The sequence below is a fragment of the Buttiauxella cochleicola genome (assembly GCF_021282405.1).
Lineage (GTDB): Bacteria > Pseudomonadota > Gammaproteobacteria > Enterobacterales > Enterobacteriaceae > Buttiauxella > Buttiauxella massiliensis.
This window is the reverse complement of record NZ_JAJSOU010000016.1, coordinates 30,218-42,743: the sequence shown is the minus strand read 5'-3', so window position 1 is coordinate 42,743 and position 12,526 is coordinate 30,218. Positions and strand designations below refer to the sequence as shown.

Annotated in this window: 8 protein-coding genes; 2 read left to right on the top strand and 6 right to left on the bottom strand. The window is 51.5% G+C overall.

Features of this window, described 5'->3' with window-relative positions; all coding sequences use genetic code 11:
• Window positions 1–17 precede the first annotated feature (17 nt).
• Window positions 18–1,214 (top strand): ROK family protein, encoded by a 1,197-nt coding sequence (locus tag LVQ79_RS18790; protein ID WP_232866069.1) that lies wholly within the window; start codon window positions 18–20, stop codon window positions 1,212–1,214.
• A 55-nt stretch (window positions 1,215–1,269) separates the two neighbouring features.
• Here the strand turns inward: LVQ79_RS18790 and glyA are convergent, their stop codons facing one another.
• Window positions 1,270–2,523: a serine hydroxymethyltransferase gene (glyA, locus tag LVQ79_RS18785; protein WP_154152297.1), complete on the bottom strand. Its 1,254-nt coding sequence runs from the start codon at window positions 2,521–2,523 to the stop codon at window positions 1,270–1,272.
• Between the two features lie 345 nt (window positions 2,524–2,868).
• On the opposite strand from glyA, the gene hmpA reads away from it, so the two are divergent.
• Window positions 2,869–4,059: an NO-inducible flavohemoprotein gene (hmpA, locus tag LVQ79_RS18780; protein WP_232866067.1), complete on the top strand. Its 1,191-nt coding sequence runs from the start codon at window positions 2,869–2,871 to the stop codon at window positions 4,057–4,059.
• A 93-nt stretch (window positions 4,060–4,152) separates the two neighbouring features.
• Here the strand turns inward: hmpA and glnB are convergent, their stop codons facing one another.
• From glnB to purL, 5 genes are all read right to left on the bottom strand, one after another.
• Window positions 4,153–4,491 carry a nitrogen regulatory protein P-II gene (gene glnB / locus LVQ79_RS18775; protein WP_002438074.1) on the bottom strand — a complete coding sequence of 113 codons (339 nt, stop codon included), beginning with the start codon at window positions 4,489–4,491 and terminating at the stop codon, window positions 4,153–4,155.
• Window positions 4,492–4,563: 72 nt separating this feature from the next.
• Window positions 4,564–5,901, bottom strand: a complete 1,338-nt coding sequence (gene glrR, locus LVQ79_RS18770; RefSeq protein ID WP_064513100.1) for a two-component system response regulator GlrR — start codon at window positions 5,899–5,901, stop codon at window positions 4,564–4,566.
• The gene (gene qseG / locus LVQ79_RS18765) at window positions 5,898–6,617 is read right to left on the bottom strand and encodes a two-component system QseEF-associated lipoprotein QseG (RefSeq protein ID WP_232866066.1); all 720 of its coding nucleotides are present in this window, start codon (window positions 6,615–6,617) and stop codon (window positions 5,898–5,900) included. Before qseG ends, glrR begins: the two co-directional genes overlap by 4 nt.
• Before the next feature lie 3 nt (window positions 6,618–6,620).
• The gene (locus LVQ79_RS18760) at window positions 6,621–8,003 is read right to left on the bottom strand and encodes a sensor histidine kinase (RefSeq protein ID WP_151995837.1); all 1,383 of its coding nucleotides are present in this window, start codon (window positions 8,001–8,003) and stop codon (window positions 6,621–6,623) included.
• A 588-nt stretch (window positions 8,004–8,591) separates the two neighbouring features.
• Entirely contained in the window at window positions 8,592–12,479 is a 3,888-nt protein-coding gene (gene purL / locus LVQ79_RS18755; protein WP_232866065.1) for a phosphoribosylformylglycinamidine synthase, read from the bottom strand.
• Window positions 12,480–12,526: the final 47 nt, after the last annotated feature.

The window sequence follows — 12,526 nt, the reverse complement described above, 5'->3', positions numbered from 1 at the left end:
TAACGGGGTTTAGTGAAATGCATAATTCAGGGCTGAATAATCAACGCGTGCGCCAACTTAACCGCCAGACGATTATGAAACTGGTTTGGCAGCATAAGCGGCTAAGTAAATCGCAGTTTGCGCAGTACACCGGGCTGTCCATTCCAGCGGTGAGTAAGATCCTTGAGGAGTTGGTGAGCGATGGCAAACTGAGCCACTCCAGCGAAAACCTCAGCAACCGAGGCATTAACAGCGGCAGTTACCAAATTCCACCTGATGGCGATTTCATTCTGTGCATGAATGTCACCCCCACCAGTATTGAAAGCCAACTGTGCGACGCACAGCTTTCACCGCAAGGGGAATTTGAGCGTATCCATGTGAATGCCGCCGCACCGCAGGCGTTACTGGCTGCTATTGAGAACATCTGGCGTAATCAACGCAAAATCTGGTCGAAAAAAGTCATCAATCTCGCTCTGGCTATTCATGGACAAGTCGATCCTGTGACAGGTGTTTCGCAAACCATGCCACAGGCTCCGTGGCGTGAGCCGGTAGAAATTAAATATCTGCTGGAGGAAAAGCTTGGTGTAACGGTAAGAGTCGATAACGACTGTGTGATGCTAGCTCTGGCAGAAAAGTGGCAAAATCCAGCAAACCGCCAGGATTTCTGCGTGATAAATGTCGATTATGGAATTGGTTCATCGTTTGTCATCAACGGGCAGATTTATCGCGGCAGTTTGTATGGCAGTGGGCAAATCGGTCACACCATTGTGAACCCAGACGGCATGGCTTGTGACTGCGGGCGCTATGGTTGCCTGGAAACAGTAGCTTCGTTAAGTGCGTTAAAAAAACAGGCGCGCATATGGTTAAAATCACAACCAGGAACGCCTAAGCTCGACCCTGAATCGATTACCTCAACACAGCTTATTGCTGCCTGGCACGAAGGCAATGAACAAGTACGCCGTTGGGTCGAAAGTGCCGCAAACGCTATTGGGCTAAGTCTGTACAACTTCCTCAATATCCTGAATATCAATCAGATTCTGTTTTATGGTAGAAGCTGTGCTTTTGGTGACAGCTGGCTCGCAACTATCGACAGGCAAATTGGATTCAATCCATTTGATCACGGCGACTCATTAAAGATGAATGCCACACAGATTAGTTTTGGGCAATTAAGCAGGCCACAGCAAGTCATGGGGATTGGGTATTTGTACGCAGAAGTCGCGTTAAATGAGATGTAATAACGAGCAGGAATAAAAAAACCCCGGCAAGCCGGGGTTTCAATGTCAGACGATATTAAGCGTACACAGGTAAACGTGCGCAGATATCGAGAACTTTTTGCTTGGTGCGTTCGATAACAGCTTCGTCGTTGATGCTATCAAGCACATCACACATCCAGCCAGCCAGTTCGCGAACGTCTGCTTCATTGAAGCCACGGCGAGTTACCGCTGGAGTACCGATACGGATACCAGAAGTCACAAACGGGCTCTTCGGATCGTTTGGCACGCTGTTTTTGTTCACGGTGATATTCGCGCGACCCAATGCAGCATCAGCTTCTTTACCGGTCAGGTTTTTATCAACCAGATCCAGCAGGAACAGGTGGTTGTCAGTACCGCCAGAAACCACTTTGTAACCGCGATCCAGGAACACAGAAACCATTGCTTTTGCATTCTTAGCAACTTGCTGCTGGTAAGTTTTGAACTCAGGTTCCATTGCTTCTTTCAGTGCAACAGCTTTACCCGCGATGACATGCATCAGTGGGCCGCCCTGCGCACCAGGGAACACAGCGGAGTTCAGTTTCTTATAAAGCTCTTCGCTGCCGCCGTTCGCGAGGATTAAACCACCGCGTGGGCCTGCCAGAGTTTTGTGCGTAGTCGTTGTAACAACGTGCGCATGTGGAACCGGGTTCGGGTAAACGCCCGCGGCAATCAGGCCAGCAACGTGTGCCATGTCCACGAACAGTTTGGCATCAACCATGTCTGCGATTTCACGCATTTTTGCCCAGTCAACCACGCCGGAATAAGCAGAGAAGCCACCGATGATCATTTTCGGCTTATGGGCTTTAGCTTGTTTTTCCAGATCTGCGTAGTCGATATGACCGCTTTCATCGATACCATAAGGAACGATGTTGTACAGCTTGCCGGAGAAGTTTACCGGGGAGCCGTGAGTCAGGTGGCCACCGTGTGCCAGGTTCATACCCAGAACGGTGTCGCCTGGTTCCAGCAAAGTGGTGTATACCGCGAAGTTAGCCTGTGAACCGGAGTGCGGTTGCACGTTAGCGTAATCAGCGCCGAACAGCTCTTTTGCACGGTCGATAGCCAGTTGTTCAACCACATCAACGTATTCGCAACCGCCGTAGTAGCGTTTGCCTGGGTAGCCTTCAGCGTATTTGTTGGTTAACTGAGAACCCTGAGCCTGCATCACGCGTGGGCTGGTGTAGTTTTCGGAGGCGATCAGTTCAATGTGCTCTTCCTGACGTACTTTTTCTTGCTCCATGGCCTGCCATAAATCGGCATCGTAATCGGCAATGTTCATTTCACGTTTTAACATTCGCATCTCCAGACTCAGCTAACAGTAAAAATTCGAACAGCTTTGAGGGCTCTCTCAAACAACGGGCAACAGTGTAAACCGAATTGGTATCAGGTGATAGGTCTTGACAGAGGTTTTTACGCAAACGATTGGCTCGGCATCCAGCAAGGGTTTGAAGCCAAAAGTGGCAAGCTATTTCTGCGGATATTAATTCATCATCAACATGCAGAAATTTCATGTTCTGTGAGCCGAATCGACTCAGTAAGTATCCATTTACAATGTAGTACTTTTATTTTGGCGGCGAGTTTTATAAGATGCATTTAAAATACATCAATTAGAAAACCTGCCCGAAAATGGAGAAACACCATGCTTGATGCACAAACCATCGCTACAGTGAAATCGACTATTCCCCTGCTTGCAGCAACCGGTCCAAAACTTACCGCGCACTTTTACGATCGCATGTTCAGCCATAATCCCGAGTTGAAAGAGATCTTCAATATGAGCAACCAGCGCAATGGCGATCAGCGTGAAGCGCTGTTCAATGCCATCTGTGCGTATGCGACCAATATTGAAAATCTGGCGGTGTTACTACCAGCGGTAGAAAAAATCGCGCAGAAACACACCAGCTTCCAGATCAAACCGGAACAGTACGACATCGTCGGTGGTCATCTGTTAGCAACGCTGGATGAAATGTTTAGCCCGGGCCAGGAAGTGTTGGATGCCTGGGGCAAAGCATACGGTGTTCTGGCTGGCGTATTTATCAACCGTGAGGCTGAAATTTACCAGGATAACGCGGCGAAAAATGGCGGCTGGGAAGGGACACGTGCTTTTCGGATTGTGGCAAAAGAGCCGCAGAGCGCACTTATCACTAGCTTCGAATTTGAACCGCTGGATGGCAAACCGGTCGCTGATTATCAACCAGGCCAATACCTTGGCGTATGGCTCAAACCTGAAGGCTTCCCGCATCAGGAGATTCGCCAATATTCATTGACCCGCAAGCCAGATGGCAAAAGCTATCGCATTGCGGTGAAACGTGAAGATTTAGGCCAGGTTTCAAGCTGGTTACACAATCACGCACAAGTGGGCGATGAAGTGCATCTGGCCGCGCCTGCCGGTGATTTCTTTATGGACGTGAAAGCGCAAACGCCGGTTACGTTGATTTCAGCAGGGGTTGGCCAAACGCCGATGCTGGCAATGCTCGATACGCTGGCGAAAAATGACCATAGCGCGCAGGTGAACTGGTTCCATGCGGCTGAACATGGTGACGTACATGCATTTGCGGATGAAGTGAATCACCTGGGTGAACAGTTGCCACGCTTTGAGCGCCACGTCTGGTATCGCACACCATCCGAAAGCTGCCGTGCACAGGCAAAATTTGATAGCGAAGGGCTGATGGATTTAGTCGCACTTGAGAGCAAAATCAGCGCGCCAGATATGCAGTTTTATCTGTGCGGCCCGGTGAGTTTTATGCGTTTTGCTGCTGAGCAATTGGTGAAGTTGGGTGTTGAGCAAGACCGGATTCATTATGAATGTTTTGGTCCGCATAAAGTGATGTGATCAAAAAACACGGTGGATGTCGCTCGCGCTAATCCACCGTGGGACTGCTTTTTGTATGTCGGATTAGCGCAAGCGACATCCGACATACAATTATTAAATTGCTGCGTCGTCTTCTTCGCCAGTACGGATACGCACTACGCGCGCCACATCAAAGACAAAGATTTTACCATCGCCGATTTTACCGGTTTGCGCAGTACGGATAATGGTGTCCACGCAGGTATCAACGATGTCGTCAGTTACGACAATTTCAATTTTTACTTTTGGCAGGAAATCCACCATGTACTCGGCACCACGGTACAGTTCGGTGTGCCCCTTCTGACGACCAAAACCTTTAACTTCAGTTACCGTCATGCCGGTGATGCCAACTTCTGCCAGCGCTTCGCGCACGTCATCCAGTTTGAACGGTTTAATAATCGCATCAATTTTTTTCATGGTATTTCCGGTTCCCGCACAACTCAAGTGTGCTGCCTGGTTACAGTAATCGTGGCTTCAAACTACCACAAACTACTCTTTAAAGTCATTGGCATCGAGTTCATGGCGTGAGAGTAATTTGTAGAATTCGGTACGGTTGCGCCCCGCTACACGTGCCGCCTGGGTCACATTGCCTTTGGTCATTTGCAGCAATTTTCGCAGATAGTTCAGCTCAAACTGGTTACGTGCTTCAACGAAAGTAGGCAGCGCAGTATTCTCACCTTCCAGAGCCTGCTGAACCAGCGCTTCGCTGATAACGGGAGCGGATGTCAAGGCAACGCACTGTTCAATCACGTTAACCAACTGGCGCACATTGCCAGGCCAACTTGCCGCCATCAGGCGTTTCATTGCATCGGTCGAAAAGCTACGAACAAATGGCTTATGGCGATCGGCTGACTGACGTAATAAATGATTCGCCAGCAAAGGCACATCTTCCGCGCGTTCTTGCAGGGCCGGGATCTTCAGGCTCACCACGTTCAGACGGTAAAACAGATCTTCACGGAACTCACCGCGCTCCATCGCTTTGGGTAAATCGCGGTGGGTAGCGGAAAGAATACGTACGTCGATATCGAGATCGCGGTTACTGCCTAGCGGGCGCACTTTGCGCTCCTGCAACACGCGCAGTAATTTGACCTGCAAAGGAATCGGCATATCGCCAATTTCATCAAGGAATAACGTGCCGCCTTCTGCGGCCTGGAACAGCCCTTCTCTGCTGCTGACCGCGCCAGTAAATGCGCCGCGTGAATGACCAAACAGTTCGGATTCCAGCAACTGTTCCGGCAACGCGCCGCAGTTGATAGCGATAAATGCCTTCTTGCTGCGCGGACTAGCGTTGTGAATAGCCTGCGCAAGGATCTCTTTACCGGTCCCACTTTGCCCGTTGATCAGCACGCTGACATCCGACTGGGCCACCATGCGCGCCTGATCCAACAAGCGCAGCATCGTCGGGCTGCGTGTAACAATAGTGTCGCGCCACATATCATCACCGGCAGTGACCGTATGCTCGAGAGCATCGTCAATCGCCTTGTAGAGCGCATCTTTATCAACTGGTTTAGTCAAGAAACTAAATACGCCCTGCTGTGTTGCGGCCACGGCATCCGGAATAGAACCGTGAGCGGTCAGAATGATAACCGGCATTCCCGGTTGTGCTTTCTGGATTTCGGCAAACAACGCCATGCCATCCATTTCATCCATCCGCAGGTCGCTAATCACTAAGTCGATTTTTTCTCGTCCCAGGAGACGTAACCCTTCAGCACCACTTTCCGCGGTGGAAACGGTATAACCTTCACTGGTCAGGCGCATACCGAGAAGTTTAAGCAGGCCTGGATCGTCATCGACCAACAGGAGTCTTGCAGGCTTACGTTGCGTCATGGTTTCGCCTCCTGCGCGGGCTTGGTATTGTCCGGCAACTCAGCACCGGCAGGTTTGCGGCTGGAAAGCTGGCGTTCGATGTCCGTCAGGTTTTCCAGTTTGCGAGTCGTCAGGCTGAGCTGGCCTCTGAGACGTTGCTGTTGTTCACGCAACGTATCCAGCTCGTTGTCTGACGACTGTTGTAGTTTGCTGTAGCGGGTACGTTCATCTGACAGCGCCAGCAATGACGCTTGCCCATCACGCCAGACCTGGAATAACGAGCGCACCTGTGAAGGCACTTCTGTCGTCATCGTATCCAGCTTAACCATGTAACGGCGGCGCTCGGTTGGGCTAATTTTGGCATTCGCCAACAAAATCCCTCTTTTGAACGTGTCGCGCCAACTATCAGATGGCCAGCGACGTGCTTCAGCCCGCGCCTGAATCGGCGCTAAACGCTCCGCACAATCCATCGCCCGAAGCCAATAGAGAGGGTTACTCATTGAGTCATGGCTCTGGTTTTGCCAGATATCCTCACACTCCGTAGACAAGTAATCGGCCAGTTGCTGTTCCGGCTCTTCCGCTAGTTGTGGGTGTTTAACATCTTTTGGCACAGTATTCTGAACACAGCTCGCCAATAGTAATGGCACAAGTAATGCGGACAGCGGGCGAATTGAAACTGGGCTGCGTAGGCATGGGATTAAGCCGTTACGCAACACGTGAAAAATAGTCGCTTTCATTTTTTATTTGTTCTCGGGAAAGACAGGTAACTCGATTCGGAAGCAGACATCTGCCGTTTCATCATCAATCAGGTGCAATTCGCCATGCATACGACGGATACAATCCTGGGCGATACTCAATCCCAGGCCGCTACCTTTAACTGCACCTTTACGCTGGTGGCTTCCCTGATAAAAAGGTTCAAAGATCATCTCTCGCTCCGCGGACGGAATGGGGTCACCTGTGTTACCCACATCAATATAGAGCAAGTGACCCACCTGCGAGCTTCGTAGATAAATGGTACCGGATTCAGACCCATAGTGCACCGCATTGGAATAGAGATTATCCAGCACGCTCATTAACAACATCGGCTCCGCCAGACAAGCAACCGGGCTAATATCACACTCGGTACGCATCATTTTAGCCCGTGCAGGCAAACTGTGAGAGGCAATAATGACATCCACCAGTGGTGCCAGTTCAACTTTACCCATCTCGAGTGGGACATCTGCCAGTTTACGGTTGTAATCCAGTAACTGCTCAATCAATTTTTGTAAGTGGCGGCTACTGTTATCAAGAATTTCCACCACCTCTTTTTGGTCGGTGGTCAGCGGCCCAACAACCTGATCGGCAAGCAATTCGGTACCTTCACGCATACTGGCTAGCGGTGTTTTTAATTCGTGGGAAATATGGCGCAAAAATTCGTGGCGCTGGGACTCAAGCCAGGAAAGGCGCTCACTGAGCCAGACAATTCGCTGCCCAACAGAACGTAGTTCCCTCGGCCCTTTAAACAATACCGAATTACCCAATGAACGCCCCTCACCGAGTAAATTAATCATCTTCTCGATACCTTTCACCGGGCCGATAATCATGCGCGTAAAGATAATGACCAATGCAAAGCTCAACAGGAATAATACCAGCGCCTGCCAGCCAAAGAACTGTCCGCGCTCGGCAATCTCTTGTTGAAGTTGCTGTCCACGGGAAAACACCACCGCGCGTGTCGCTTGTACCATCTCAGCATTTTTGGCCGCGAAGTTCTCAAGGTGTGCAGCAGCAGCGGTATCTGGGCCGCTATTTTTGCATTGTATGTTGGCAAGGTCGTTTAACGACTGGCTGAGGTCTTTATAAAGATGGTTATCAGGCAAAACACCGGAATGCGCTTCGAGCATTTGCGTGTAACGCTTTCGCTGCCCCTGGTAGACCGTCTCAAGCGTTGCATCATCCAGCACACAATATTGGCGATAGCTACGTTCCATTTCCAGAGCAACGTTTGTCATAGCTTCACTGCGGCGAGCATCCACCAGCGTGGTGCGATTAGTTAACGCAGCCTGATCGCTGAGCGCATTAAGGCTTTGCCAGGCTTGCCATGCCAGAACCAACAGTGGAACCAGCACCAGCAAAAAGGCCATCATGACGAGCTGACGTAAGGATCGCGGGAAAAAATGCCACTGGTTCAATAGACTTATCTCATTGGGACTGCGGATAATTTGATGCTAGCGGGGATTGGCGGGAGTTTAAAGTCTTGAACGCAGAAACAACAAAGGCAGAGAATAATCTCTGCCTTTGTTCTGGAATCAGGCGGTGCCTTACTCAACGTTTCGCCCGGAGCATGATAAAGCAGTACAAGACTGGCAATAATCAAAAGTCGGACGGCAGGCACCTTGAGTGCATCATTCTATGGTTTATGTAGCACAACCCTTGCGGGGGCTGACATAAGAAGGTGAATGAGCCACTGCGCAGTATTATGCATTATATGTGCCACAGTTGCTACAAATTACATACATCAATGTTTCCATTATGTTTATTTGCAATAACGCACATGAATAACATAGGCTATTTTTTGAGCGCACTGTCGCTATTTAGCAACACCAATAGAGCCCCACCTCACAGACCTTTAAAATCAATATGTTAAACGTCTCCATTTGGAGACAGTAAAAAATAGTGAATGTCGGGTTTTAGTGACAAAAAAATCCCTGCCGAAGCAGGGACTCTATTAAGGCTTAACCAAGTTGCTTACGCGCATTGCGGAAAATACGCATCCACGGGCTATCTTCGCCCCACTCGGCTGGGTGCCAGGAGTTGCTAACAGTACGGAACACACGCTCAGGGTGCGGCATCATAATGGTGACACGCCCACTTTCGTTGGTTACGGCAGTGATACCGTTTGGTGAACCGTTCGGGTTCGCCGGGTAATTCTGCGTAACTTTACCGAAGTTATCGATAAAGCGCAGTGCCACCAGACCTTTGCTTTCCAGTGCCGCCAGATGAGCCGCATCGCGCACTTCCACATGCCCTTCGCCGTGTGAAACCGCGATTGGCATATGTGAGCCGACCATGCCTTGCAACAGCAGCGACGGGCTTGAAGTCACTTCAACCAGGCTGAAACGCGCTTCAAAGCGATCTGAGTGGTTACGCACAAAGCGTGGCCACAAATCGCTGCCCGGGATCAGTTCACGCAAGTTCGACATCATCTGGCAACCGTTACACACGCCCAGAGCCAGGGTTTGCGGACGGTGGAAGAAGGTTTCAAACTCGTCACGCACCCGTGAGTTAAAGAGAATGGACTTCGCCCAGCCTTCACCTGCACCCAGCACGTCACCATAAGAGAAGCCGCCACATGCCACCAGCGCCTGGAAATCTTCCAGACCACGGCGACCGGCCAGTAAATCACTCATGTGCACGTCGATGGCATCAAAGCCCGCACGGTGGAAGGCTGCCGCCATTTCAACGTGGGAGTTCACACCCTGCTCGCGCAGCACGGCAACTTTCGGACGAGCACCTTTAGCGATAAATGGTGCCGCGATATCTTCTTTGATGTCGAAGCTGAGCTTAACGTTCAGGCCAGGATCGTTGTCATTGGCTTTCGCTTCATGCTCTTGATCGGCACATTCTGGGTTATCACGCAGGCGCTGCATCTGCCATGTGGTTTCTGCCCACCACATGCGAAGCGTGGTGCGGCTTTCGCTAAACACCGTGTGCTTATCAGCGGTCAGCGTGAAACGGTCACCCATAACAGCTTTACCGAGGAAGTGAACACAATCTGCCAGGCCGTGGTCTGCCAGTGTTTTCTCAACCGCTTCGCGATCTGCCGCTCTCACCTGGATTACTGCACCTAACTCTTCATTAAAGAGTGCCGCCAGATGGTCGCTACCTAAAGTTGCGATATCCGCTTCCATGCCACAGTGACCAGCAAATGCCATCTCTGCCAGAGTAACCAACAGACCGCCGTCGGAACGGTCATGGTAAGCCAGCAGTTTCTGTTCGGCCACCAGCGCCTGAATCGCGTTAAAGAAGCCTTTCAGTTGTTCAGCACTGCGCACATCGGCTGGTTTGTCGCCCAGTTGACGGTAAACCTGAGACAGCGCCGTTGCACCCAGCGCGTTATGGCCCGCGCCCAAATCAATCAGCAACAGGGCGTTATCTTCAGTTTGCAGCTGTGGCGTTACGGTGCGGCGCACATCTTCAACACGGGCAAACGCGGTGATAACCAGCGACAGTGGAGAGGTCATCTCGCGTTGCTCGGTGCCCTCCTGCCAGCGGGTTTTCATCGACATCGAATCTTTGCCGACCGGAATGGTCAGGCCAAGCGTTGGACAAAGTTCTTCACCCACTGCTTTTACCGCTTCATAAAGACCAGCGTCTTCACCAGGGTGACCTGCGGCGGACATCCAGTTTGCGGAGAGTTTAATGCGATTGAGCGCGCCAATTTGCGTAGCTGCAATGTTGGTCAGTGCTTCACCAACAGCCAGGCGGCCCGATGCTGCGAAGTCGAGCAGCGCAACCGGAGCACGCTCGCCAAGCGACATCGCTTCGCCGTAATAGCTATCGAGGCTTGCGGTGGTGACCGCACAGTTAGCGACCGGGATTTGCCACGGGCCAACCATCTGATCACGCGCCACCATGCCGGTAACGGAACGGTCGCCGATGGTCACAAGGAAGGTTTTCTCAGCAACGGTCGGCAAGTGCAATACGCGGTTAACTGCATCTGCGATGGTGATGTTGCGAGTGTCCAGCGCGTCGCCCTTCGCTTTCAGGGTTTCAACGTTACGTTCCATTTTCGGCGTTTTGCCGAGCAGCACGTCCAGCGGCATATCAATAGGCTGGTTGTCGAAATGGCTGTCGTTAAGCGTCAGGTGTTTTTCTTCAGTCGCTTCACCGATGACGGCATATGGCGCACGTTCACGGCGGCACAGTTCGTCAAACAGCGGCAACTGGTCTGGCGCAACCGCCAGAACATAACGTTCCTGGGATTCGTTACACCACACTTCCAGCGGGCTCATGCCAGGTTCGTCGTTCAGAATATCGCGCAGTTCAAAACGACCACCACGACCGCCATCGCTAACCAGTTCAGGCATGGCGTTGGAAAGACCACCTGCGCCCACATCGTGAATAAACAGAATTGGGTTGGCATCGCCCAGTTCCCAGCAACGGTCGATAACTTCCTGGCAGCGACGTTCCATTTCTGGGTTGTCACGCTGTACGGATGCAAAATCCAGATCTGCGTCAGATTGACCGGATGCCATAGAGGATGCAGCACCGCCACCCAGACCAATATTCATTGATGGGCCACCGAGCACAATAAGTTTCGCGCCCACGGTAATTTCGCCTTTCTGAACGTGGTCGGCACGAATGTTACCGATGCCACCAGCCAGCATGATTGGCTTGTGGTAACCACGTAACTCTTCGCCGTTATGGCTATTCACTTTCTCTTCGTAAGTACGGAAGTAGCCAGTCAGAGCCGGGCGACCGAATTCGTTGTTAAACGCCGCACCACCCAGAGGGCCATCAGTCATGATATCCAGCGCGGTGACGATACGATCGGGTTTGCCGAAATCTTCTTCCCAAGGCTGTTCAAAACCTGGAATGCGCAGGTTTGATACCGAGAAACCTACCAGACCCGCTTTCGGTTTAGCACCACGGCCCGTTGCACCTTCATCACGGATTTCACCACCGGAACCAGTTGCAGCACCCGGCCATGGAGAAATAGCTGTTGGGTGGTTGTGGGTTTCGACTTTCATCAGGATATGAGCATCTTCCTGGTGATAGTCGTAGCGGCCCGCTTCGTGGTCGGCAAAGAAGCGCCCAACCTGTGAGCCTTCCATGACTGCGGCGTTATCTTTATAAGCTGATAACACGTACTCAGGGTTTTTCTCGAAGGTGTTTTTAATCATTTTAAACAGCGATTTAGGCTGTTCAACGCCGTCAATAACCCAGTCGGCGTTAAAGATTTTGTGGCGGCAATGTTCGGAGTTGGCCTGCGCGAACATATACAGCTCGATGTCGTTCGGGTTGCGCCCCAGTTTGGTGAACGCATCCTGTAAGTAGTCGATCTCATCTTCTGCTAAAGCCAGCCCTAAACGGATGTTGGCTTCAACCAGTGCTTCGCGACCTTGCGTGAGCAGGTCAACACTTTGCACCGGCGCAGGCGTGTGATGAGAGAACAACTGCTGTGCACCATCAAGCGAACCAAATACGCTTTCCATCATGCGGTCGTGTAGCAGCGCGGCAACTTCCTGGCGCTGTGCATCGGTCAACGTGCTGGCAGTGATGTAATACGCCACGCCGCGCTCAAGGCGCTTAACTTTGGCCAGATCGCAGTTGTGGGCAATGTCGGTGGCTTTGGAGGACCAGGGTGAGATGGTGCCAGGACGCGGCGTGACCAGAATCAGGTCGCCGGTCGGGGCGTGGTCGGCAAGGGTTGGACCATATTTCAACAACCGTTGCAGACGGGCGTGCTCTTCAGCCGTTAACGGCGCGTCGAGATCGGCAAAGTGAACATACTCGGCATAAATGTCGCTGACCGGAAGGTTGGCGTCATTAAAGCGGGCCAGTAATTTGTTAATACGAAATGCCGATAAAGCGGGCGAACCACGCAGAATTTCCATCATCAAAGATCTCTCGTCTTCGAAACGCCAGGGGGACGCTTCAGTGGGCG